Here is a 25,662-nt window from a genome sequence, read left to right on the forward strand (position 1 = left end):
TAACAATGAATATAATCACGAAGAGTATGCGCGGCGGATGCTTAAAAGATGCTATAGTGAATTGAGGTACTCAAAGCACAATTCCAGTTTCTCTACTAATGCAGCTGTAATTCTAAGCGATGAATCGGATTGTGGAAACCTTGAAAGCAGGAACTGGCATTATAGCTAAAAATCCAATTGGCGACTGGGGTATAAAGGATCATGTACTATTCGGCTCAAAAGCGATAATCGGAATGAAGTTTAGTCCGTAAGGAGTGAGGGTACTGGAGCTAAATAATTCTTATTTTGAGAATGAGCTTAGGACTTTGACAACACAAATAGTAGTTCCGCTAAGACATAAGGAAGTGAATGAACAAGCTTTCAATCGATTATTTAAACTTTTAGATGAGCTAATTCCAAACATAAAAGACGAAGAGATGATAAGCAGGAAACTATCTGGATTCTTATTCCATATTTACGTTCAGTTAGAAACGCAATTAGCTTATTCTAGAGATTCACAAGTTGAGCCAATACGACAGAAACTTGCAAATTTATTAAGTTATTTGCGTAAAGTATTTGGTGACGTAAGAGAAAATTAATTTATAGAACCACAAACGAGATTAACCTCTCGCTTGTGGTTTCTTTTTTCTCTATCGCCTCGCCAACAGCGCAAACAACCGCCCTCTTGCGCTTCCAGCCTCAAAGCGCAGGCCTGAATGATCAAAGTCTCGGTTGCCTCCCGGCAACCCCCGCGCCCTCACCGCGCTTTACAGCGGGGAACTCACTACGGCACAGCTGGAGCAGAGCCGCCAGGTCTCGCGAAGAAATGCGGCCAAGTTGAAGAGCCATACCCAGATATGCATCCAAGCGGCCCGCGCGAAGGCTGGGAAAAAGAGTTCAAGAAGAAGCAGGAGAAACCTATAGAAACTTTAATTTCGCATTGTGCCAGCAAAGGGAGAGAATAAATTTTTCATCGTTGAGTAATATAACGGGATGATTCCACAAAACAGAGGTGTCTGGTGTGAGTTCTAATTCATATTGGTACTTGGGGCTTAGCTTCATCAGTATCATTTTGCAGGTCATTGTGTTTTATAGAAAACGAAGCGTCCACACCTACATGCAATTCTTTATTGGAGTTGAACTCTTATATCTCGTCGAAGCCGTCATCTATATCTTTAACGGGAGCTACGAGTACCACCCAAAATTGCTTAGCAATCGTTATTACGACAGCCATCTCGGAGCTATAACATCTAACTTAATCTCGATACCGTCTTTTGCTCTGGTCCTTTCGGTATTTCAATTAAGCTGGATTTGGATAGTTGCATTTATCGCACTGCTAGCAGGGATTGAGTGGCTTTTCATCGAGTTGCATATCTACACGCTTTATTGGTGGCGCATTGGGTACACTTCATTAGGTCTTCTCCTTTACTTCCCCTTGATAAAAAAAATGTATCCCTGGATGCTAAAAGCAAAGAAAGGGCTCTCACGAGCATTTTTGCTTTTTTTATGTTTGGGTCCTTTTTCCGGAACGGTTCAGTTCTTACCTTTCATGTTATTCAATAGCAGGGTTTACCGAACTGGTTGGTTTAGTGACCCTGCATATGACACAAGTGCTTTCGGTATCGTTTACTATCTATTCGTTGTACTCGTCATCACCTTGCTAGTTATGGACAGTTGGAGATACCAATGGATAAAATATGCCTGTCTGGAGATTATCCTCCTAATTATAACTATGCTCTTGAAACAAAGTGGAATCTTGATAAGTCAGATTTGGTGGGACGTTTATATATATCTGATGTTTCCTCTGTTGATTCTTATGATTGGAGAGATTTTTGGCAAGCATTTGGCGAAGGGGGAATCTCCAGATGCTAGCACTGCCTCTGAAATAAACAAAGCCGCGCCAACGTGACGCGGCTTTGTTTATTTTTTGAAAAGTGGGAGAATTGAACAATGTTCTGACGACTTAACATGTAGAGAAGAATGATTTCTTTCGAAGTTAGTCCGTCCCATTTAGATCGACCTCAATAAAAGCCGCCAGCTCCGCAAGCCGCTCCTCTGTTAAAGGCGCCGAATTATCCCAGTAACAAATATGGGCGGGATCGAGCTCCCACTTGATCGTTCGGCGCGCAAGCGACGGGCGAAACTGCGCCCAGTTGTCCAGCTTCCACACATCCAGCGCCGAGCCTCTGGCTTGAATCCGTTCATAATAGGCCGCCTCGTCCGACAAATGCACAAAAAGTACGCGCACCTGCACACTTTCCGCGTCTGCCCCGATTCGCGCCAATTCGCGCGCCAGCCACAGCGAGTCTTCGGATTCCCGGGTAAACGGCCCGATCACCAGCGCATCCAAGCCAAGCTTCAGGTTCTCCAGCGCGGCGTCCATCGTGATCCGGTAGCCGAGATCCCGGCAGTGTTTTTTATAAAAAGGGGAGTCCCGGTCGGTCGGGTCTTGCCCCGCAAGTGTCATAATGGCCTCGGCTGCAGGGCGCAGCAACGTATCCATGTCCAAAAAAGCCCCGCCATAGCGGCGCGCCCAAGCGGCTGCGAGGGTCGTTTTGCCTGCGCCCGCAGGCCCGATGAAAAATAGCAGCTTCCGCATCCCAATCCCCCGGTTTCTACAAAATTTCTTCCATTGTACCATAAGAGCGGTTTCAATTTGGTTTTTCAGCCAATGTTCAGTTAATCTTAAGGTTTTATTAAGGTTTCCAGCATATTTGCTTCACAATTGTCATGTATAATTCATGCGACAAGTAAAAACTTAGCCGGAAAGGTCGATGAAGCGTTGACACTAACAATAAAGCCAGCCAGCAGAAATGGGAACGGAACGGCACATCCATCTATCGACTGGCCAACGAACGGGTGGCCGTCATCAACGCCTGAGGCACAAGGCCTATTCTCAGCAACACTCGCTAAAACATTTGAAGTCTTCCACAACCAAGGCGTGCATAGTGTAGCGGTGATTCGGAACGGCGTGCTCGTCGCGGAGGCTTATCAGCCTCATGTTAGTGCGCATGCTGTGCAGGATATGAAGTCTGTCACCAAAAGCATCGTGTCCGCACTGTTCGGCATCGCGCTGGCGGAAGGCCATTTGAAAAGCCCGGAACAGCGGCTCGCATCCTTCTTCCCTCAACTGGAGCAGGACCCGCTCAAATCCAAAATTCGTTTGAAACACCTCCTGAACATGACCTCAGGACTTGACTGGGATAACGTGAATGAACAATCCTCCACCGAGATGATGCATTCGGACAATTGGGTAGACTATATTTTGAATCGGCCGGGGCTGCATGAGCCGGGGAACGTGTTTAACTACAGCAACGGGGATGCGCATTTGATCTCGGCTATTTTGCAGTTGGCGACCGGGGAGAGCATGTTGGACTATGCGAAAAAGCGGCTTTTTGAACCGCTTGGCATCACACAGGTCAGCTGGAATGACGATCCGCAAGGACGGACGATCGGTGCCTGGGCGCTCGCTTTGACGCTCGGGGACATGGCGAAGCTGGGGTACTTATTTTTGAAAAATGGCCAGTGGGCCGGTCAGGCGATCATTCCCGAGGCCTGGATCCGCACCGCGGTGACGAAGCGGGTGTTTCTGAATTACAGCAACGGCACACAGGGCGGCTACGGGTACTATTGGTGGTCCAAGCCGTTGGCGCCGGGCCTAGTGAGAGGCAGCCGCAAGCCGATCGACGTGCATTATGCGTCGGGATCCGGCGGGCGCCGTATTTTCTACGTGCCGGAGCTGGAACTGGTCGTCGCGATGACGGCCAATTCCGCCGATGTAGATATGCCGGAAAACCTGCTGAACCACGTCGTGCAGGCTATCCGCGGCAACAAGCCGCTGTCGCCGAACAGCGAAGCGAGCGCGCAGCTTGAGCGTGCGATCCGTTTTTTTGAAGCAGGCGAGTAAAAGCGTATGGAAGCCGCTCCCGAGTGGGGGAGCGGCTTTTTTGGCGTTGCCGCGGACCTAACTTGGCCCCGGGGGGATTTACCTGCCGCTGCGGCTCGGAAATAGCGGAACCCGCGAGAACCCGAGCTCAACAGAGGTGGTAAACCCCTCTTATTTCCGCGCAAATCAGCAAACCCGGCTAAATAAGAGTGGTAAACCCCTCTTAACAAGCGCCGCGGGCCTGGAACAACGAGGATTCGCGGCCAATAGAGGTGGTTAGCCCCTCTTATTTCCATGCAAATCGGCAAAGCCGGCTAAATAAGAGTGGTGGACCCCTCTTAACGTGCGCCGCCAGCTGTGAAGTGGGGGGAGAGTGCGGTTCAAACAAGCTACTTTCCTCGCCGAAGCTACTCCCCGAGCCAAGCAATCTACTTTCGCACCCTAGCAGCTCTCCCGCACCTAAGCAATCTACTTTCGCACCCAGCGACTCCCGCACCTAAGCAAACTACTTTCTCGCCCATGCCACTCCTCGCGCTAAACAAGCTACTTTCCACCCCAGACCCTCAAAAAACAAATTACTCCTCCAGCATTCCCCGCGCCCCCCAGCAGGATTCCACGCCCTGGACACGAATTGGGATAGAGGTCAATCTATCCCAAGGAGGTGCTTCCCATCGCGAAACTATGGATGTTACCGGTGGACACCGTGCCGGCCTATGCATCGGATGCAGGCTGGCAGTATCTCACCGAAGAGAAGCGCGCGAAGCTGCTGCGGTTTCACCGCGAGGAGGACCGGCAGCGCGGGCTGTGGGCGGAGCTGCTTCTACGCAGCAGCGTGTGCAGCGAGCTCGGCATCGCGAACCGCAGCATCGCGCTCGTCTCGAACGCCTACGGCAAGCCGCAGCTGGCGGAGGACGCCGGCTTTCACTTCAACGTGTCACACTCAGGCCGTTGGGTCGTCTGTCTGACAGACGAGCAGCCCGTCGGCGTCGACGTAGAAAAACACGCGCCGTTCGATCCCCGGATCGCGCATTCGTTTTTCACCGCGGCGGAGGTGCGGTTCCTCGAGGAGCCGGCGCACCCGGAGGAGCGGCAGCAGCGTTTTTTTCAGCTGTGGACGGCCAAAGAAAGCTGCATCAAAGCAGTCGGCAAAGGCTTGTCGCTGCCGCTGCACAGTTTTTCCGTCGTACCTGCGATCTCCAACGACGGTCTAGGTTTGGTCGACGTAGAAGGCGGCACTTGGCAGCTCCGCCAGCTAGCCCTCGATCCCGGCTACAGCTTCACGGTCTGCTGCAAGCCCCAAGCCGTCTGGTACGGCGCTGAACAGCTAACGGCCGAAACCATACTGGCAAAAATAAAGGCCTGACAATCGTTGACAGGTCTTCTTTGTCTATGTTAAATTTTAAATTGATAATGATTATCATTTTCATGACAAAGAGGGAGGTTCACCACCTTGCCTGTGATTTTCACCGAGAAGCAAGAGGAGGCTTTCCTGAGCCTCGATCATCTTTGGCTCAAATTCCGCACGGCGCGGGTGCTCCAGCAGGAGCATTTCAAGCCGCAGCTTTTATATGCGCATGGGCTCATCGTGGTTCGACAGGGCGACGGGCACATGACACTCGATCTCAGTACGCACCGGCTGTATCCCGAGGCTGTGCGTTTTGTCTCACCCGGTCAAACGATCGGCTTTAGCGAGGAGCCGGGAACGAAGTTGGAGGTGTATCTGATCACCTTCGATTTGCAGTGGGACGAAGATTCGGCGCAAAGCAGACGCACCCTTCCGCTGCAAGGCGAAGTCGGCATTAAAGTAGATAACGCCTTGCAGCAGCTATGCGATCACCTATGCAGCTGCAGCCGCAGCGAGATGGCCCTGGAGCGATTCCGGGGGCAGGCGCATTTTCAGGAACTCATGTCCTGGATTTTCCACCACACCCGGCAGGAGGGCAAATACGATTCCCGTGCCGCGATGGACCGCACCCGCAGTTACATGGAGTCGCATTACAGCGAAAGCATCACGATCGAGCAACTCGCCCGCATGGCGGAGATTTCTCCGAAGTATTACGTCTCTCTTTTCAAAAAAACGTACGGCAAAACCGCGATCGACTACTTGACCGAGGTCCGGGTGAATATGGCGAAGCAGCTCATGCTCCAGGAAAGCGTGCGCCTTAAGGACGTTGCTTATCAGGTTGGGTATAATGACGAGTTTTATTTTAGCCGGATGTTTAAAAAGGAAGTCGGCGTTTCCCCCACGGTGTATCTAAAAAACCGGAGGCAAAAAATCGTCGCCTACAGCGCGACGGTGCTCGGACAGCTCCTGGCGCTCAAAATCATGCCATACGCCGCGCCGCTTCATCCCAAATGGACGTCGTACTATTACACGAAGTATCGTCACGACATCCCGCTGCACCTGAGCGGCTACCGCTTCAACGAAGACTGGGAAGCCAATGTGGACGTGCTGGAGCAGGCGCAGATGGATTGCATCATTTCGACCGACCAGCTGCAGCCCCTGGAAAAAGAGCGTCTGACGCAGCTCGCACCCGTTCACGTGGTGCCGTTATACGAGCATAATTGGCGGGATCAGCTGCTGTCGATCGCCGGGATCGTCGGCGCTTCCGACGAAGCGAGCGTGTGGTTGGATCGCTATAACCGCAAGCTGCAGCTGGTGCGCGAGCGACTACACGAGATACTTCAAGGCGAGACCGTGCTGATCGTCAGCCTGTTCAACGACCGTTTCTTTCTGTTCCCATCCATTGGGATGCGAGACGTATTCGCAGATTTGGTGCTGGAAGCGCCGGTTGGCGCAGCTATGTACAGCAGCAATCAATGCATTTCGCTGGAGGAGCTGACCCAGCTTGACGCTGATCATATTTTACTGAACATCCGTCAAGAGTCTGTGACGCTCAATCATTGGGAGCATTTGCGCGCGACCGAGGCGTGGCAGGACGTCAGGGCGGTGCGCAGGGGGCGTGTGTACCAGATTTCGTCGGACCCATGGAGGGAGTACTCGGCGAATGCGATCGAGCGGATGGTGCAAGAAGTCTATGAGCGGTTATGTGAAAATCGTACATGATAAAATCCGACTATTGTCCATGTTATCTATGGGCAAGTTCTTTTATAATTCGATGAGAATGATTATCATTCGTAGCAGATAGAGAGGGGAAACAAATAAAATGAAAAAACTAGTAACCATCGGTTTGTCGGCATTAGCCCTATTGGCTATGACGGCATGCGGCACCAAATTGGAAACAACATCGGGGACGGCAGCGCCGGAGAAAGCGGCAGCAACACCAGCAGCGGCAGCTACTGCAGCAGCGACGAAAGCGCCGGAAGCGACTGGACCGCGTACGATTAAATATGTAGGCAAAGATTACACGGTGCCTGCGAAAGTTGACAAAGTGGTTATTACAGGTGCAGTTGAGTCGCTCGAAGACGCGCTGCTGCTTGACGTGAAGCCTGTCGGCGCTTTGACGGTAGGCGGTAAATTTCCTTCCGTGTTCGGGCCAATCACAGATAAAGCAGAAGGCATCGGCGAGAAAACGCAGCCGAATATGGAAACCATTTTGAAATTGAAGCCTGACGTTATCCTGAGCTCCACGAAGTTCCCAGCAGAGACCAATGACAAGCTGACAAAAGTCGGTTTGACCATCCCCGTATCGCACATTGCGACAGATTGGGAGAACAACCTGCTGCTTCTGGGCGAGTTGACAGGCAAACAAGCAAAGGCGAAAGAGGTTCTTGATAAATACAAGAAGGATGCCGCAGCGCTGAAAGAGAAGATCGGTCCCGTTCTGAAGGATAAGAAAGTGCTTGCGCTTCGCGTACGTTCTGGCTCCTTGTTTATCTACCCGCAAGACGTCTTCTTCAACCCGTCCTTGTATGCTGAACTGGGCGCGACAGTGCCGGAGGAAGTCAAAGCGGCGAAAGCGCAGGCAGGCATTTCACTTGAGAAGCTGTCCGAAATGAATCCGGATTACCTGTTCGTTGAGTTTGCTGAAGATGAAAACAAAGATACGCCGAAAGTGTTTGAAGATCTGAAAAACAACCCGATTTTCAAAAACATTAACGCGGTTAAGAATGGTCAATTGTACACGAATATCGTAGATCCAATGCTGCAAGGCGGTACGGCTTACAGCAAAATCAAGTTCCTGGAAGCCCTGAGCGCTTCGAAAATCGTTCAAGCAAAGTGAGTGTAGATCAATGAAGCGGAGCGCTGCGCTACCCGTGATCATCCTTGCGGCAGCCCCGATTGCGGTGCTGCTGACGATGATCCTGTCGATCAGCTACGGGACGAAAAATATCTCGTTCAGCCAAATTACAGATGCTTTCATGCACTGGGATTCGGGGAATGTGGATCATCAGATTATTATGCACGCAAGACTGCCCAGGGTGATCGGGGCGCTGCTCGTCGGCGCCTTCCTGGCGGTATCGGGCGCTCTTATGCAGGGGATGACCAGAAACTATCTGGCATCCCCTTCCATTATGGGCATCTCGGATGGCTCGGCTTTTGCCGTGACCGTCATTATGGTTGTCGCGCCTTATTCATCCATGATGGCGATGATTGGAGCTTCTTTTGTCGGCTCTGCGCTGGCCATCGTCATTGTATTCGGTCTTGCCTCACTGCTGCCAGGCGGCATGTCGCCGGTAAGGCTGGCGATTCTCGGCACGCTCATCGGCACGTTTCTCAGCAGTGTGTCGTCGGCGATAGCCATGTATTTTCAAGTGTCGCAAAATGTTTCCTTCTGGTACAATTCCCGCCTGCATCAATTGGACCCTAAGCTGATCTGGCTGGCGGTTCCTTTTGCCGTTGTGGGGCTTGCACTGGCGATCTGGCTGTCCAAATCGGTCACGATTTTCTCCTTGGGGGATGAAGTGGCCGTATCGCTGGGGCAGAAAACGACACAGGTCAAACTATTAACGACGTTAAGCGTCGTCCTGCTAACCGGCATTTCGGTGGCGATCGCAGGCAAAATCGGGTTCGTCGGGCTGATCGTGCCGCATATTACACGCTTCCTAGTTGGGATTGACTACAAGTGGATCATTCCTTGTGCGGCGGTGCTCGGCGCGGTGTTTCTTGGGCTGTGCGATGTGGCCAGCCGGTATCTGGGCAATCCGTTCGAGATGCCGATCGGCGTCGTGACGGGCATTCTCGGCGTGCCGTTCTTCCTCTATCTCATTCGTACGAGAGGGGGCGAGTCCAATCGGTAAGGGCGGTAAATTTACGCTGGCGGTCACCGTTAGCGTGGTGCTGATGCTGACGACGGCTTACATCTCGCTGACGAACGGCGCTTTCGATATTGCACTGCGGGATGTGGTGAAGACGCTGCTGCGCATTAATCCTCAGCATGATTATGATCTGGTCATTTTTGAATTTCGCCTGCCGCGCATCGTGATCGCCGTGCTGGTCGGCATGGGATTAGGCATGGCGGGCACCGTCGTGCAGAGCCTGACCCGCAACCCTCTGGCGGACCCCGGCATTCTCGGTATTAACGCGGGGGCTGGCGTGGCGATGGTCATTTTCCTATTCTTTTTTCAGGGCAAAATGAAAGGAACCTCCCTGGCGGCGATTCTCGCGGGTCCGGCTGTCGGCCTCGTGGGCGGCTTGGGGGCCGCGCTGCTCATCTACTTCTTCTCCCGCAAAAACGGGCGGCTGGAGGCGCAGAGGCTCCTGCTCACCGGTATCGCCATGGCCTCGGGCCTGTCGGCCGTCTCCGTATTCCTTACGCTGAAAATGAATGCCAAGGACTTCGAGACGGTCGCCGTCTGGGTGTCCGGCAGTATCTATAACGCGAACTGGACGTATATCGCGTCGATGCTGCCGTGGCTGCTGCTCCTGACGCCGGTGCTGTTCTTGCGAACCCGCATTCTGGATGTGTTCCAGCTCAGCGAGTCGAGCGTCCGCGGCCTGGGCGCGAACGTCGACAGAGAGCGGGCGATCCTGCTGCTCAGCGCGATCGGTATCGTCAGCGCCTGCGTCTCGGTGTCCGGCGGCATTGGCTTCATCGGCCTCATGGCGCCGCACATTGCCCGCCGGCTCGTCGGGCACGGGCACCGGCAGCTGCTGCCGATGAGCGGGCTGATCGGCGCGCTGCTCGTCATGATTTCGGATTTTACCGCGAAAACCGTGTTCGCCCCGATGGAAATGCCCGTCGGCGTCGTTATCGCGATCATCGGCGTGCCGTATTTTGTGCTGTTGCTGTATCGGAATAAGCAGCGGCAGGCGTAGAGTGGGAAGCCAGCTCCGTAGGGGCTGGTTTTTTCTAATCTACTTAGAACGAAAGGTCGTATCCCCCGATGAGCAAATTCTCTATCTCTAAGAGGGTCTGGCCCTAGCTACAAGGTGGAAAAGAGTAATTTTGCGGAGTTAAGTGGGGACAAACCCTTCTAAAGCTCGCCGAATGGTGCGAAATGAGCAAATTCCGCATTCCTAAGAGGGGCTGGCCCCTGCTAAGACGGTAAAAAAGCGAGATTTTGCCGGGTTAAGAGGGTACAGCCCCTGCTAAGCTTAGCAGTACAGACCCGAGCTAGCTTTTCGCTGATAAAGGGGACGCCGCGATGTGACTTTCGCATGCAATCCGGCGCAAACTCGATAACCGGACTAGGTCAAGAGGAAGTTCTTTTTCCGACAAGAGTCGACTTCGCCAGTGTTCCTCTAGATTCAGAGACCTAGATCAGCCAGTTCGCAACGCCTAGCATGCGATGCGATTCCAAAAAAATCTGTATTTCGTCCATCGGATAATGTGGAAATCGTTCATGGAAGGAGTTAAAGTATTCTCCTATAATCAACAATGAGAATCATTATCATTTAATTAAGATAGTTACTGGGCAACTATTTGTCCGGAGCAACTATCTCATCAAGCGGATTCGTCAGCAGCCTAGTCGGCAGCAAGACGAACCAGACAGACGACTTACTGTCACCATGAAAGGAGCAACCACCACCATGACATACCCCATTTCCGCACAGACCGCCTCGGAGGGGGCGGTTAGGGAAGCTTTTTACATGCCAAATACGGAGCAGTTTCTGCTCCACACACCGGTGCGCGAGCGTCCTTACCACATTTATGTTGCGAGACCAATGCAGGAGGCGCCGTCGGAAGGTTTTCCAGTCATCTATTTGCTGGACGGCAACGCAACATTTGCAACAACGGTAGAGACGATGCGGGTCCAGTCTCGCGTCCCGGACAAAACGGGCGTTCACCCCGCCGTGATCGTCGGCATCGGGTATCCGACGAACCAGCCGTTCGATTCGACCCGATTCTACGATTTTACGATGCCGACGCCGCAGGAGGTGCTGGACGCACTGCCGGTGCGGAACAAGGAGCAGCCTCGTCCCGAGGTCGGCGGCGCGGATGCGCTGCGGACATTTATTGAAGAAACGCTCAAACCGCGCATCGAGCGGGATTATCCGATTAACCGGAATCGGCAGGCGATTTTCGGCCATTCGCTCGGTGGATTGTTCGTGTTGCAGACACTTTTTACGAGACCGGAAAGCTTTCAGACTTACATCGCTGGCAGTCCCTCCGTACATTGGAACAAGGCGCTGCTGCGGGAGCAGGAGGAGAGGTTCCTCGCTCAACTGCCAAATGTCGAGCAGCCGCTCTCGCTGTTCGTAACCTTTGCCGAGCTGGAGCGGAATCACCCGAGCAATATGAGCGAAAATACGATCGAGCTGTATGACCGGCTATCGCAGCATCAATCGGAAAAGCTGCGTATGAAGCTTCACGAATTTGAAGGCGAGGGCCACATTACGGTGCTGCCAGCGTTAATCAGCCGCATGCTTCGATTTGTATGAGGGGACGTGACGAGCGAATGACAAATGAATTTGCAGGCCGAGTCGCTCTTGTTACCGGGGCGGCGCAGGGCATCGGCGAAGCCGTCGTCCGCGCGCTCAGCGCGCAAGGAGCGACCGTCGCCGCTGTCGACAAGCAAGCGGAGCCGCTGGAGCGGTTATGCGGCGCGATGGCCGGGCAGGGGGCGCGTGTGAAGGCGTACCCCTTGGATCTCAAAGACCATACGGCTGTGCCGCAGGTCGTGGAGCGGGTCGAGGCGGAACTCGGCCCCATCGACATTCTCGTCCATGCGGCCGGCGTGCTGCGCACGGGAGAGCTGATCTCGTACACCGACGAGGACTGGAATGAACTGCTCGCCGTGAACGTGAGCGGCGTGTTCCATCTCTCGCGTGCGGTCAGCACGCGGATGATTCCGCGCCGGCGAGGCGCGATCATCACGGTGTCGTCGAACGCTGCCGCCGTGCCCCGCATGGGCATGGGCGCCTACGCGACGACGAAGGCGGCGGTGACGATGTTGACGAAGTGCCTGGCGCTGGAGCTCGCCGAGCACGGCATTCGCTGCAACATCGTCTCGCCGGGCTCGACCGACACGCCCATGCTGCGAGGCATGTGGCAGGATGAGCAGGGCAAGCAGGCGACGCTGGACGGCTCGCTGTCAGCATTCCGCACCGGTATCCCGCTGAGAAAGCTTGCAGCGCCGGTGGATATTGCCAACGCCGTGTTGTTTCTGGCGTCCGATCGCGCCGGCCACGTGACGATGCACGATATGCGCGTCGATGGCGGGGCGACACTCGGCGTTTAACCAAGTAAACCGATAATAATACCTGGAAGTCAGGCAGCTAGAAGCTTTCATACATCCGCCATTCCGGGACTATAAGGAGGATGAAAACCATGAACGCACAAGGACAAGTTACGGAGGCGACAGCCGCCGAATTATTGAAGGATTATGAGTCGGGCCAATCCTTTTTCTTTGCGACCCCAGGGGCGACTTGGCTGGCGCAAGGAACGCTTGCTGTTCTTCCGAGCGCTGCGGGGCAGAATGAGCTTCAGACGCTGCCTGAGCGTGCTGCGAGGCTGTTAGCACAGTTGAAACAGACTGGTCAGCGGCTTCCGATGCTGGTCGGGGCCATCCCTTTTGACCCGAAGCAGTCCGCCCACCTCGTGGTGCCGTTAACCGTTCGCAAGCTGGAGAAGCTGAACCTTGATCCGCGTGAACCGTTGCGCCGTCCGATCGGCAGCAGATACACGATTGAGCAGATTCCTGCGCCAGAGGCGTATGTGGCAGGAGCCAACAAAGCGATCGTCCGCATGCGCGCCGGAGAGCTCGACAAAATCGTGCTGGCCCGCACACTCAAGCTCAATTCGCAAGAGCCGATCAAGCTGCAGGAGCTGCTGCATAATCTTGCGCAGCACAACACGCTCGGCTACACATTTGCCGTCGATCTGCCGAAGCGGGCGGAGAACGTGGGACGAGGGCTGAACGGTGAAAAAACGGTCGACCGCACCCGCACCTTGATCGGCGCGAGTCCGGAGCTGCTCGTTGCCAGAACGGGAACGCAGCTGTACGTGAATCCGCTCGCCGGCTCTACACCGCGCAGCAGCGATCCTGTCGAAGATGCACGGCGTGCCGAGGCGCTGCTGGTTTCGCCGAAGGATTTGCGCGAGCACGCGTTGGTGATCGAGGCGGTTGCTGAGGCGCTGCGTCCTTTTTGCAAGGAGCTTGACGTACCGGAGAAGCCGTCGCTGGTCAGCACGGCAGCGATGTGGCATTTATCTACGGAGATTAGGGGGGAGCTTGCTGATCCAGAAATGACATCGCTGGCGCTTGCCGTGGCCCTGCACCCGACACCTGCGGTGTGCGGTTCGCCGACGGAGCTAGCGAGAGAAGCGATTGGAGAGATTGAGCCTTTTGACCGGGGGTTCTATACAGGGCTTGTCGGCTGGTGCGATGCGAACGGAGACGGCGAATGGGTCATTACGATCCGCTGCGCCGTGGCGGAAAGCCATTCCTTGCTGCTGTATTCCGGAGCGGGCGTCGTAGCCGAATCCAGCGCGGAATCTGAACTGAAAGAAACGTCGGCTAAATTCCGCACGATGCTGCGCGCGATGGGGGTACAGGATGACGAAGCACTCTAATGAGCAAGCCTATGCACAATTGAAAAAAGATTGCCCAACCTGGCCTGCTGACAAGGCAGCGGAATACCGCTCGGCCGGCCTTTGGGAAGGATTGACGCTCAGCGATATGCTGGCGGATCGGGCGGTGCGCTACGGCGATAAGACGGCCGTCGTGAGCGGAGAGACGAGACTCAGCTACGCAGCGCTGTATGAACAGGCGGGGAAGCTGGCTGCGGGATTGCTGCAGCTCGGCGTAAAGCCAACCGACCGCGTCGTGGTGCAGATGACGAATCGGTACGAGTTTTTTACGGTGATTTTTGCGCTGTTCCGTATCGGGGCGCTGCCCGTGTTCGCGCTTCCTCTGCACCGCCTGAGCGAAATTCGCTATTTGTGCGAGTTCAGTGAAGCTAAGGCGTACGTCATTCCGGATACGGATGCCGGCTTTGACTATCGCGGGTTGGCGGCGCAGGTGCAGGAACAGGTGCCGACGCTGAAGCATGTGCTTGTCGCCGGGGAACCGGGGGCGTTCCTGTCGTTGGAGCAGTTGGCGGAGGCCAGTGCGGGAGTGGAAGCGAGAACCGAAGCAAGAGCGGAAGCAGGAGATGGAGCAGGAGTAGTGGCAGAAGCAGAAGCTCGAACGCAGCTGCAGTGGCCGCTAGTTGAATCCAGCGACGTCGCGTTCCTTCAACTGTCCGGCGGCAGCACGGGTCTGCCTAAGCTCATCCCGCGCACGCACGATGATTATATGTACAGCTTCCGGCGCAGCAATGAAATCTGCGGCATCACCGAGCGAAGCGTCTACATGGCGGCCCTGCCGGTCGCGCATAATTTCCCGCTGAGCTCGCCGGGCGTACTGGGTGCGCTGTACGCTGGCGCAACCGTCGTGCTCGCCGCAAGGCCGAGCCCGGACGATGCCTTCCCGCTCATCACGAAGGAGCGGGTGACGATCACAGCGCTGGTGCCACCGCTGGCGCTGGTGTGGATGGAGGCGGCGGCGCAGCGCCAGCCGGATCTGTCGAGCCTGCAGGTGCTGCAGGTGGGCGGGGCCAAGTTCAGCGCCGAGGCCGCAGGGCGCGTCCGGCACGTGCTCGGCTGCCAGCTGCAGCAGGTATACGGCATGGCGGAAGGGCTCGTGAATTACACGAGGCTGGACGATGCCGAGGAGATCGTGGTGAACACCCAGGGCCGACCGATGTCGGACTGGGATGAAGTGCGCGTCGTCGACGAGGACGATGCCGAAGTGGCACCGGGCGAGGTAGGCGAGCTTTTGACACGGGGGCCGTATACGATTCGTGGCTATTATAAGGCGGAGGCGCATAACGCCAAAGCGTTTACGGCGGACGGCTTTTACCGCACGGGCGATCTCGTGAAAGTGAATGAGCAGGGCTATGTCACCGTTGACGGGCGCGTGAAGGATCAGATCAACCGAGGCGGGGACAAAATCGCCGCCGAAGAGGTGGAGAATCACCTGCTCGCGCATCCGGCTGTTTTTGATGCGGCGCTTGTGGCGATGCCGGATGCGTTCTTGGGCGAACGCTCCTGCGCGTTCATTATTTTACGCGAGGGTGTGACGGCCACTGGCCCTGAGCTGAAAACGTTCCTGCGCGGACGCGGCCTATCCGCCTACAAAATCCCGGACCGCATCGAGTTTACGGACGCTTTTCTGCAGACGAATGTCGGTAAAGTCAGCAAAAAAGCGCTGCGCGAGCGCCTGCTTACGCCTGCGAGTAGCTAAGCGTGACGGGGCGGTTGGACCTGGTATTAGGATCTGGCTGATCAGACAAGTACCAAGTGCTTAACCAAGTGGCGCGGGATGATTAGGCTGTCTCAGGTGCCCGCCAAATTGATATGAACCTCCCAGAGTCGCTGCAACAAATCTACGCTAACGGTCGCCACAGCGCCTATTTGGCTCAAAACACGCGTACCCCAGCTTTAGCGGTTGCCACAGCGCTTATTTGCCGAAATGCCGGCGAAATTGGGCCGATTTCAGGGAAATAGCCGCTGTCGCAACCGTTACGCTCTTGAATATCGGCGATTCGATGAAATAAGCTTGCTGGCAACCGTTACGCGGACTAGCGCTGCATGTGATACAGCTTGACCGAAAAGGTTACGTTCCAACCGAAATACTTGACCGCAATACTCGACCAAAGCATCCCAATAGATGAAAGAAAAGAGGTATTTTCATATATGGCACTTCCTACGATTCAATCTTATTCGATGCCGGTGGCGGCTGATCTGCCTGCAAACCGCGCTTTCTGGACACCCGATCCGCAAAGAGCCGTACTGCTCGTGCACGATATGCAGGCGTATTTCTTGAATGCGTACGACACCCAGCAGGCTCCGATTCCTGCATTGGTCGCGCACATTAAGGCACTGCTGGAGCAATGCCGCAAGCTGGGCGTTCCTGTCGTGTACACGGCGCAGCCGGGTGAACAATCGCGCGATGAGCGCGGGCTGCTGTTCGATTATTGGGGGGAGGGCATCAACAAAGCGCCGCATTTGAAATATATCCTACCGGAGCTGGCGCCCGCGGAAGGTGACACGGTACTGGATAAATGGCGGTACAGCGCATTCCGCAAATCCAATCTGATCGACCTGATGAAGGCGCAAGGGCGCGATCAACTCATCATCACCGGCATCTACGCGCATATCGGCTGCATGATGACGGCGGCGGAGGCGTTTATGCAGGACATCCAGGCGTTTATGGTGGCGGATGCGCTGGCGGATTTTTCGCTGGAGAACCATACGATGGCGATTACCTATGCGGCAAATCGCTGTGCGGTCGTGTTGACGACGGAGCAGGTGCAGGCACATTTGGGAGCCGAAGCTGGATCCGTAGCAGGAGCAGGTGTTGGATCTGATGCTGGGGCAGGGGCAGGGTCAGGAGCAGGAGCAGGAATTGGATCTGGAGCTGGAGCCGCCGTTTGCGCTCACTTCCATGTCGATATCCTGCGTGAACAGGTGGCAAAACTGCTGTACGAAGCGCCGGAAAGTCTCGGCGACCATGACCATCTCATCGACGTGCATGGGCTGGACTCGATCCGCGTCATGAGCCTGGTTGAAGCTTGGCGCCAGCAAGGGGCCGAAGTGACGTTCGTCGAACTGGCGGAGCAGCCGACACTTGCGAGTTGGAGCGAGCTTTTGCAATCCAAAACCAAAGTGGGCGTCCACGCCTAGAACGGGAAGGAGATGACCGCGATGCTAGTCGCTTCAACGGTTCGGCGTGCGTTATCGGGGGCTCAGGCGGGAATTTGGTATGCCCAGCAGCTCGATCCGCACAATCCGATGTATAACACGGGCGAATATGTCGATATTCACGGTCCCGTGGACCGTATGACTTTTGAGGCTGCGCTTCGCCAGGTGCTGGTGGAGGCGGAGGCGCTGCATGTCCAGTTCGAAGAGGACCACGAAGGGCCTTGGCAGGTGCTTGCCCCGAATGCCGGATGGACGCTGGAATATGTAGATTTGAGCGGAGAACGGAATCCTCTCGAGCAGGCGAAGGCATGGATGAACGCCGATTTAAGCCGGCCTTGCGAGCTCACGGAAGGGCCGCTTTTTACGGAAGCTTTGTTTAAAATAGGACCGGAACGTTACCTGTGGTATCAGCGCATTCATCATATCGTCATAGACGGATATGGGTTCTCTTTGCTGACGAAGCGTGTGGCGCAGGTGTACACGGCGATGCTGCAGCATCAGCCTTACTTGAACGGGGGCTTCGGCTCCTGGCAGCGCGTGCTGGACGAAGATGAGAGCTACCGCAGCTCGGACAAAGCGGAAGCGGACCGCCGCTTCTGGCTGGATCGTTTCGCTGACGAGCCGGATGCGGTCAGCTTGTCCGACCGCACTCCGCGCAGCTCGCACCGGGTCGTGCGGCAGTCGGCGGAGCTTTCCGCCGCCGAGGCGTCGAGCCTGCGCCAATCCGCACAGCTGCATAACGCCTCTTGGCCGGACGTCGTTCTGGCTGCGGCTGCTTCCTATTTGCACCGCCTGGCGGGCGCGGAGGACGTCATCCTCGGCTTGCCGATGATGAGCCGCCTCGGCTCGGTGTCGCTGAACACGCCAGGCATGGTCATGAACATTGTACCGCTGCGCGTGCACGTCAGACCTGCGATGGAGCTGTCGGAGCTGGTGCGCCAAATTGCCCGTGAAATTCGCGAGGTGCGCAAGCATCAAGGCTATCGGCACGAGGAGCTGCGCCGCGATCTGAAGCGGGTCGGCGACGCCCGCAAATTGTTCGGCCCGATGATCAATATTATGCCTTTTGACAGCGGGTTGCAGTTTAACCGGGCACAAGGTTATAAACATAATTTATCGGCCGGGCCAGTCGATGATGTGGCGATCAACGTGTACCCCAATTCGGAGGGCACCGGGCTGCAAATCGATCTCGACGGGAACCCCGAGCTGTACACAGAAGATGAGCTGCGCGCGCATCACCGCCGATTCATTCATTTCCTGGGGAATGTTGCAGGGGCGCAGCCTCATGAACCGGTCGGTGCGATTGAGCTGCTGGAAGAAGGAGAACGCGCAGACGGCTTGACGCGCTGGAATGATACGTCCAAGTTGGTGCCGCAGGCGCGTACGGTCGATCTGTTCGAGGAGCAGGTGCTGCGCACGCCTAGCGGTGTTGCGCTCGTCCATGAGGAAGACGCAGTCTCCTATGCGGAGCTTAACGCTCGTGCGAACCGACTCGCACGCTTCCTGATCGAGCGCGGGGCAGGTCCTCAGCGCATCATTGCGATTGCGGTGCCGCGCTCGGTGGACATGATCGTCAGCATGCTGGCCGTGCACAAAACAGGCGCAGGCTACCTGCCGCTGGACATCGATTTCCCGGCGGATCGCATCGCGTATATGGTGGAGGATGCGCAGGCGCTGGTGACGCTGACGACAGCCGAGGTGGCCGCCAAGCTGCCGCAGCCTGCATCTGTGGAGGCGCGCCATGCGCTGATCGAGCTGGACGGCACGACGGTTCAGTCCGTGCTGGGCAGCTATGCGGAGTCGAACGTGACGGAGCAGGAGCGTGTGGGGACGGTACGTCTGAATGACCCGGCGTACATCCTGTACACATCCGGTTCAACAGGCAAACCCAAAGGCGTGGTCATCCCTTACGCCGCCTTGACGAATTTCCTGCTGTCCATGGGCGAACAGTTCAAATTAACGACGCAGGATCGCCTGCTGGCGGTAACGACGATTTCTTTCGATATTTCGATTCTCGAGATTTTTATGCCGCTGCTTAGCGGTGCACAGCTCATCGTCGCGAACAAACGGACGATTCAGGATGCTGCAGAATTGTCACAGTTGATTCAGACGTCGGGTGCGACGCTTATGCAGGCGACGCCTTCGCTTTGGCATGCTTTGGTGGAGCAGGCGCCGGACGGCTTGCATGGTCTTCGCGTGTTGGTCGGCGGCGAGGCGTTGTCCGGCAGCTTGCTGCACGATTTGCAGGCGCTCGGCTGCGAAGTAACGAATTTGTACGGCCCGACGGAGACGACGATCTGGTCGACGAGCATCGCGTACGAACCGAGCGTCAGCGTGCCGAAGCCGTCCATCGGGCGGCCGCTGTGGAACACGCAGCTGTTCATTTTGGACAGCGGCTTGCAGCCGGTGCCGCTCGGCGTGACTGGCGATCTCTATATTGCCGGCGACGGTCTGGCGCTTGGCTACTGGCAGCGTCCGGGGCTGACGGCGGAGCGTTTTGTCGCGAATCCGTACGGTCCTCCGGGTTCCCGTATGTATCGCACCGGCGACATGGCCCGCTGGCTGCCGGATGGAACGGTGGACTACTGCGGACGTGCCGATCATCAGATCAAAATCCGCGGTTTCCGCATCGAAATTTCCGAGATTGAAGCGGTGCTGGCGAGCTATCCAGGCCTGGTGCAGGGCGCTGTCGTGGTTCGGGAAGATCAGCCGGGGGATAAAAGGCTGGTCGCTTACTTCGTAGCCGGCGAAGCGGTAGATCTCGCGCAGCTGCGCGATCATATGGCGGCGGTGCTGCCCGACTACATGGTGCCTTCGGCGTTCGTCGCGATGGAGGAGTTCCCGCAGACGCCGAATGGCAAGCTGGACCGCAAGGCGTTGCCGGCGCCGCATTACTTGGCGGGATCGGCGGGACGCACTGCCCGCACGCCGCAGGAGGAAATGCTCTGCGAGCTGTTCGCCGAGGTGCTCGGACTGCCAAAAGTCGGCATCGACGACGACTTCTTCGATCTCGGCGGGCACTCCTTGCTCGCCGGCCGCTTGGTCAGCCGCATCCGCGAAGGCCTGCAGGTCGAGCTGGGCATCGCTGCCTTGTTCGAAGCGCCTACGGTAGCGGGCATCGCCAAACGGATCGACACCGCCGCTGCGGCGAGACCGGCGATTCGCCCGGATGTGCGTCCGGCGGACGTTCCGCTCTCTTTTGCCCAACGCCGCTTGTGGTTCTTGAACTGCCTTGAGGGGCCGAGCCCGACGTACAATATTCCGCTGGTCGCTCGTCTCAGCGGGCCGCTCAATCCGGCTGCGCTGGAGGCGGCTTTGCAGGATGTCGTTCGGCGTCATGAGACGCTGCGGACGATTTTTCCGGAGCAAAATGGCGCTTCTGCGCAGCTCGTGCTGGATGCCGATGCCTGCGAAGTGAAGCTGCTCGTCGCTGAAGTGGCGGAAGATGAGCTGGCTGATGAACTGGCGGTCGCCGTGCGCTACGGCTTCGATCTGGCGAAGGAGTTGTCGTTCCGCGCGCATCTGTATGTGCTTGGACCGGAGGAGCATGTGCTGCTCCTGCTGCTGCATCATATTGTCGGCGACGGTTGGTCGCTGGACACGCTGACCCGTGATTTGACCGCTGCCTACGAGGCGCGCGTAAAAGGGGAATCGCCGGCCTGGTCGCCGCTGCCTTTGCAGTATGCCGACTATGCGCTGTGGCAAGAGCAACTGCTCGGCAACGAGAGCGACCCGAACAGCCTCATCGCACGTCAAGTCGCCTTTTGGAAGGAAACGCTGCGGGCGCTGCCGGATCAGTTGGAGCTGCCGACGGATTATCCGCGTCCTGCGGAATCCACGCATGTGGGGGACACGATTACCGTGCGGCTGCCGGCTGAACTGCATGTGCGCTTGCTGGCGCTGGCCAGGGAGACGCGCACAAGCCTGTTCATGGTTGTGCAGGCGGGGCTCGCCTCGCTTTTCACCCGTTTGGGCGGAGGGACGGACATCCCGCTCGGAAGTCCGATTGCCGGCCGCAACGACGATGCGCTCAGCGATCTGGTCGGTCTCTTCATCAATACGATTATTTTGCGTACGGATACGTCCGGCGACCCGAGTTTTAGAGAATTGCTGGAGCGGGTGCGGGCGACGAATCTGGCCGCATATGAGCATCAGGATGTACCGTTCGAACGACTGGTAGAGATTCTCAATCCGCCGCGTTCCCGGGCAAGACATCCGCTGTTCCAAATCATGCTGGCGTTCCAAAACACACCGTCACCTCAGCTGCCGCTCAGCGAGGTGACGGCCGACTTAAGGCTGGATACCGTTGGTCGGGCAAAATTCGATCTGACCATCGAGTTCAGGGAGCGCAAGCTTGCTGACGGCAGGCCAGACGGTATTGACGGCTGGTTTGAATACACCAGCGATTTGTATGAGCGCCGGACGGTTGAAAAGCTGGCAGCCCGCCTGCAGCTCCTGCTGGAGCAAGCTTGGGCGGCGCCGGATAAGCCAATCGGATTGCTGGATATTTTGACAGCTGAGGAGATTACCGCTCGTTCGGTTCAGGCTGCTCCTGTAGAGGACGCTTGGGCAGGCCGCAACCTCGTAGAGTTGTTCCAGGAGCAGGTCGAGAAGCATCCGGATGCAGTGGCGGTGACGTATGAGGGTGAAGCGTTGACCTATGCCGAGCTCAATGTCCGGTCGAATCAATTGGCGCATTACTTGATCTCTCGCGGCATTGGTCCCGAGCACATTGTTGGATTGCTGCTTCCGCGCTCGACGAACATGATGGTAGGCGTACTGGCGGTGCTCAAAGCTGGCGCAGGCTACTTGCCGCTTGATCCGGACTATCCGCTCGATCGCCTCATGTTCATGCTGGAGGATACGCAGCCTGCTTGCGTGATCGGCTGTCTCGACACGGCGTCCGTGCTGGAAGGGGAAGAGGTGCTGCTGATTGACGAGCCGCAGACCAGCGAGCTATTGAGCCGTTATCTGGAGACGGATCCGGCAGACAGCGATCGTGCAGCGCCTTTGACAACGGAGAACGTGGCCTACATCATCTACACGTCCGGTTCCACGGGCAAGCCGAAAGGCGTCGTCATTCCGCACAGCAACGTGGTGCGCTTGTTCTCTTCGACCGACCACTGGTACAGCTTTGGGGCGCAGGATGTGTGGACGCTGTTCCATTCCTATGCGTTCGATTTCTCGGTCTGGGAAATGTGGGGCGCGCTGCTGTACGGCGGCAAGCTCGTAGTAGTCCCGCACAGGACGTCGCGTTCACCGGAGGCGTTCCTGGAGCTGCTCTGCGAGGAGCGCGTGACGGTGCTCAATCAGACGCCTTCCGCTTTTTATCAGCTCATGCAGGCGGATAAAGAAAATGCAGAGCTCGGGCAGAAGCTGGCGCTGAGGTATGTGATTTTTGGCGGCGAGGCGTTGGATCTCGGGCATTTGCGCGACTGGTACGATCGGCATGACGAGAAAGCGCCGCTGCTTGTGAACATGTACGGCATTACGGAAACGACGGTGCACGTGAGTTACTACCCGCTGTCGCGGGCGCAGACGGAAAGCAAGGCGAGCAGCCTAATTGGCGGAGCGATTCCAGACCTTCAGGTATACGTGCTCGACAGCTACATGCAGCATGTGCCGACGGGCGTAACCGGCGAAATGTACGTAGCGGGCGCAGGGCTTGCGCGTGGTTATTGGAAGCGTCCGGGCCTGACGGCGGACCGGTTCCTTGCTGATCCTTATGGTGCTCCAGGGTCGCGGATGTACCGGACGGGCGACTTGGCCCGCTGGCTCGAAGACGGCACGCTGGATTATCTCGGACGGATCGACCATCAGGTCAAAATCCGCGGCTTCCGCATCGAGCTCGGCGAAATCGAAGCGGTCACGGCTCAGGTGGACGGCGTGTCCAAGGCGATTGTTCTGGCGCGTGAGGACATTCCCGGCGATAAAAGGCTCGTCGCCTACATTGTTCCCGAAGCCGGAGCCGAGCTGGATACGAACGCGCTGCGCCAGCATGCATCGGAGGCGCTGCCGAACTACATGGTGCCTTCCGCGTTCGTCGTGATGCCGGAGCTGCCGCTCACGGTCAACGGCAAGCTGGACCGTAAGGTGTTCCCGGCACCGGATTTCTCGTCGGCGGCAGGGGGCCGCGGTCCGCGGACGCCGCAGGAGGAAATCCTGTGCGACCTGTACGCCGAGACGCTCGGTCTGACGAAAGTCGGCATCGACGACGGTTTCTTCGATCTTGGCGGCCACTCGCTGCTCGCGGTGAAGCTGATGAGTGGCATCCGCGAAGCGCTGGGCGTGTCGCTCAGCATCGGGACGCTGTTCGAAGCGCCGACGGTGGCTGGGCTTGCAGCCCGCCTTGAAGGCGGCGACAGCGATGGCGCGCTGGACGTGCTGCTGCCGCTGCGTCGCAGCGGGAAGCACTCGCCGTTCTTCTGCATTCATCCGGCGGGCGGTCTGAGCTGGTGCTACGCGGGTCTAATGAAATCGCTCGGACCGGACTATCCGGTCTACGGCTTGCAGGCCCGGGGCATTGCGCGACCGGAGCCGCTGCCGGGCGATTTGATGGAGATGGCGGCCGATTATATCGCGCACATCCGCTCCGTGCAGCCGCACGGCCCGTACTACCTGCTCGGCTGGTCGCTCGGCGGCAACGTGGCGCATGCGATTGCGTCCCTGCTGCAAGCGGATGGTGAGGAAATCGCGCTGCTCGTGATGCTGGACGCCTTCCCGAGCCACTTCCTGCCGATCAGCGAAGGACCGAACGAGGAAGAGGCGCTGATCGCCTTGCTCGCGCTGGGCGGGTATGACCCGGACAGCTTGGGCGGCGACCGAAAGCTGGATATGGAGGCTGCGGTGGAAATTCTTCGCAGCGACGGCAGCGCACTCGCGAGCCTGGAGCCTGAGGTGATCATGAGCCTCAAAGACACGTATGTGAACTCCGTGCGGATTCTCGGCGCGTATCGTCCGGGGCCGTACAAAGGCGATCTGCTTTTTGTTCACTCGACGGTTATTCCGGACTGGTTCACGCCGATCTCGCCGAGCACGTGGCAGCCTTACATTACCGGCTCCATCGAGCAGCATGACCTGGCATGCCGGCACAAAGATTTGTGCCAGCCAGGGCCGCTGACCGACATTGGACGGATTATTTCCCGGAAATTGGCGGAGATGCATGGTGGGGAGCGGTAGGTGGAAGGAGATGGGGGGACTGGTGCAGGGTGGTGAGGAGTAGGAGGAAGGAGATATGTGACTGGTGTAGGGCGGGTGAGAGTTGCGGGAGTTGCAGGAGTTCAGGGACGATTCCGCTGAGCAGCGCCGCTTTTCCGGGAAGGGTGGCGAAGTAGTATTGCGGTGTGGTATGGCCTGGCTAGTCTGGCCAGGCCCGACATACTCTGGATACCGCTGCCGTCCCCCTGCTCCGTCCAAAACCTGCAGAAAAGCAGGAATTTTCTCTCGCACCGTGCTGATTTAAGGTAAAAGCTGCGAAAAAGCAGGATTTTTCGAAAAAATTGCATGATTTTGCGGAAGTGGTGTTTAAAACCTGCTTATTTGCAGGCATTTCCCTTAAAACATGCCAAGAGGAGAAAAAGCCTGCCATTTCGCAGGCATTTGTGAGCTCGGGTAGACGATGTCTCCCGATTTTGATGAAAAAGATACAAACTCGGACGTTCGAACTATAGATAAGATGAGGAGGATTTCCCATGAGCAATCCTTTTGAAGCGACGAAAGATAAATTCTACGTACTTGTGAATGAGCAGGGGCAGTATTCGCTGTGGCCGGCTTTTGCCCACGTGCCAGCAGGGTGGACGAAGCATTATGAAGCGGGACGCGATGCGTGCCTTGCTTATATTGAAGAAAACTGGACGGATATGCATCCGCAGGTGGCCGCGCCTCAAGCGGCAAGCGTATGACGAGAGCGAGAAAGGACCGGAGGAGAAAGCGGCAAGAGCAAGTTTCAGCATTGGAAACACAAGAGGGGACGTCGACGGGAGGTTGGGTACGAGTAACAGGGGTGTGGCCGTCATTGGCAGCATCCTCGCTGCCAGGACGGGCGGCTCGTCGGCTGGCGCAGCCGCCGACGCAGCCCTGAGCGCGGCGCCTAGCGCGCTCGGGTATCAGGCCGCGCTGCTCGCCGCGGCCGGGTTCCTGGCGCTGGCGTGGGGCCTCGCCCTCACGCTGCGCGAAGCCGATACGGCCGGGGTGCTCGCGCGCCGGCCGCAACCACCCGCACCCAGCGCGGCGCCGGGTGCAAGCCCAGCCGCCTCCGTAGCGGCGGCAACCCCATCACGGCCGCCGGCATCCACCTAGGCGGCACCACCAAAAACCCCCTCAGCGGCGCTGAGGGGGTTTTCATCGATATTCACTTCACCGCATAATACATAAAAGCCCCTAAAGCGAGCAAACCTGCCGCAATCGACACAACGTAAAGGGCAGTCAGCCGCGCCCATTTGGTTCCTGTTTTTTGAAAGTAAGTCTGGTCGCCTTCGGCGTTCCTGCGGGAAAAACCGATCATCACGGTGCTGACAAGCCCGAACAATATAAGAATGAAGAAAATCGCATAATAGGTGTACAAGTTCATAGAAGAATCACCATCCTGCCAAAGGGTTTGAAAACGATGACTACGAGATTGATTATAACGAACGATCGCTGAAAACACATCATCCACTTTTTCATTGCAGCACCCATCCAATTCGCTTAAAATACAGGGAAAAT

General features: G+C 56.8%; 18 protein-coding genes. 16 read left to right on the forward strand and 2 right to left on the reverse strand.

Translation table 11 applies throughout. The features are described from left to right. Positions 1-305: 305 nt before the first annotated feature. Together ABE504_RS21455 and ABE504_RS21460 are read left to right on the forward strand one after the other, a co-directional pair. Positions 306-578 carry a hypothetical protein gene (locus ABE504_RS21455; protein WP_430092461.1) on the forward strand — a complete coding sequence of 91 codons (273 nt, stop codon included), beginning with the start codon at positions 306-308 and terminating at the stop codon, positions 576-578. Between the two features lie 422 nt (positions 579-1,000). Next, positions 1,001-1,888 (forward strand): hypothetical protein, encoded by an 888-nt coding sequence (locus tag ABE504_RS21460; RefSeq protein WP_430092463.1) that lies wholly within the window; start codon positions 1,001-1,003, stop codon positions 1,886-1,888. Between the two features lie 87 nt (positions 1,889-1,975). Here ABE504_RS21460 and ABE504_RS21465 read toward each other — a convergent pair whose 3' ends face one another. Continuing rightward, a complete protein-coding gene (locus tag ABE504_RS21465; RefSeq protein WP_430092465.1) occupies positions 1,976-2,578 on the reverse strand; it encodes an AAA family ATPase in 603 nt (200 codons plus the stop codon). A gap of 183 nt (positions 2,579-2,761) precedes the next feature. Here ABE504_RS21465 and ABE504_RS21470 point away from each other — a divergent pair, with 183 nt between their 5' ends. From ABE504_RS21470 to ABE504_RS21535, 14 genes are all read left to right on the forward strand, one after another. After that, positions 2,762-3,886 (forward strand): serine hydrolase domain-containing protein, encoded by a 1,125-nt coding sequence (locus ABE504_RS21470; RefSeq protein ID WP_430092467.1) that lies wholly within the window; start codon positions 2,762-2,764, stop codon positions 3,884-3,886. Between the two features lie 673 nt (positions 3,887-4,559). Beyond that, complete coding sequence (locus ABE504_RS21475) at positions 4,560-5,228, forward strand: 4'-phosphopantetheinyl transferase family protein (RefSeq protein WP_430092469.1); 669 nt, start codon at positions 4,560-4,562, stop codon at positions 5,226-5,228. A 93-nt stretch (positions 5,229-5,321) separates the two neighbouring features. Next, positions 5,322-6,932, forward strand: coding sequence for an ABC transporter substrate-binding protein (locus ABE504_RS21480; protein WP_430092773.1), 1,611 nt, complete (start codon positions 5,322-5,324; stop codon positions 6,930-6,932). 100 nt (positions 6,933-7,032) lie between these two features. Further along, on the forward strand, positions 7,033-8,049 hold the full coding sequence (locus ABE504_RS21485) for an ABC transporter substrate-binding protein (protein ID WP_430092471.1): 1,017 nt from the start codon (positions 7,033-7,035) through the stop codon (positions 8,047-8,049). 10 nt (positions 8,050-8,059) lie between these two features. Then, positions 8,060-9,067, forward strand: a complete 1,008-nt coding sequence (locus ABE504_RS21490; protein WP_430092473.1) for a FecCD family ABC transporter permease — start codon at positions 8,060-8,062, stop codon at positions 9,065-9,067. 43 nt (positions 9,068-9,110) lie between these two features. Then, on the forward strand, positions 9,111-10,085 hold the full coding sequence (locus ABE504_RS21495) for a FecCD family ABC transporter permease (RefSeq protein ID WP_430092775.1): 975 nt from the start codon (positions 9,111-9,113) through the stop codon (positions 10,083-10,085). A 714-nt stretch (positions 10,086-10,799) separates the two neighbouring features. Then, on the forward strand, positions 10,800-11,651 hold the full coding sequence (locus ABE504_RS21500; RefSeq protein WP_430092475.1) for an alpha/beta hydrolase: 852 nt from the start codon (positions 10,800-10,802) through the stop codon (positions 11,649-11,651). A gap of 17 nt (positions 11,652-11,668) precedes the next feature. Then, positions 11,669-12,451, forward strand: coding sequence for a 2,3-dihydro-2,3-dihydroxybenzoate dehydrogenase (locus tag ABE504_RS21505; RefSeq protein WP_430092477.1), 783 nt, complete (start codon positions 11,669-11,671; stop codon positions 12,449-12,451). A gap of 89 nt (positions 12,452-12,540) precedes the next feature. Then, on the forward strand, positions 12,541-13,785 hold the full coding sequence (gene dhbC, locus ABE504_RS21510) for an isochorismate synthase DhbC (protein ID WP_430092479.1): 1,245 nt from the start codon (positions 12,541-12,543) through the stop codon (positions 13,783-13,785). A gap of 19 nt (positions 13,786-13,804) precedes the next feature. Further along, positions 13,805-15,499, forward strand: coding sequence for a (2,3-dihydroxybenzoyl)adenylate synthase (locus tag ABE504_RS21515; RefSeq protein WP_430092777.1), 1,695 nt, complete (start codon positions 13,805-13,807; stop codon positions 15,497-15,499). A 452-nt stretch (positions 15,500-15,951) separates the two neighbouring features. Further along, a complete protein-coding gene (locus tag ABE504_RS21520) occupies positions 15,952-16,941 on the forward strand; it encodes an isochorismatase family protein (protein WP_430092481.1) in 990 nt (329 codons plus the stop codon). Between the two features lie 21 nt (positions 16,942-16,962). Beyond that, positions 16,963-24,138, forward strand: a complete 7,176-nt coding sequence (locus ABE504_RS21525) for an amino acid adenylation domain-containing protein (protein WP_430092483.1) — start codon at positions 16,963-16,965, stop codon at positions 24,136-24,138. Between the two features lie 512 nt (positions 24,139-24,650). Further along, positions 24,651-24,860 carry an MbtH family protein gene (locus ABE504_RS21530; RefSeq protein ID WP_430092485.1) on the forward strand — a complete coding sequence of 70 codons (210 nt, stop codon included), beginning with the start codon at positions 24,651-24,653 and terminating at the stop codon, positions 24,858-24,860. A gap of 50 nt (positions 24,861-24,910) precedes the next feature. Continuing rightward, complete coding sequence (locus ABE504_RS21535; RefSeq protein WP_430092487.1) at positions 24,911-25,039, forward strand: hypothetical protein; 129 nt, start codon at positions 24,911-24,913, stop codon at positions 25,037-25,039. Positions 25,040-25,309: 270 nt separating this feature from the next. Here the strand turns inward: ABE504_RS21535 and ABE504_RS21540 are convergent, their stop codons facing one another. Continuing rightward, complete coding sequence (locus ABE504_RS21540) at positions 25,310-25,528, reverse strand: hypothetical protein (RefSeq protein WP_430092488.1); 219 nt, start codon at positions 25,526-25,528, stop codon at positions 25,310-25,312. Positions 25,529-25,662 lie beyond the last annotated feature (134 nt).

Source organism: Paenibacillus oryzisoli (genome assembly GCF_050467285.1).
Taxonomy (GTDB): Bacteria; Bacillota; Bacilli; order Paenibacillales; family NBRC-103111; genus Paenibacillus_E; species Paenibacillus_E oryzisoli_A.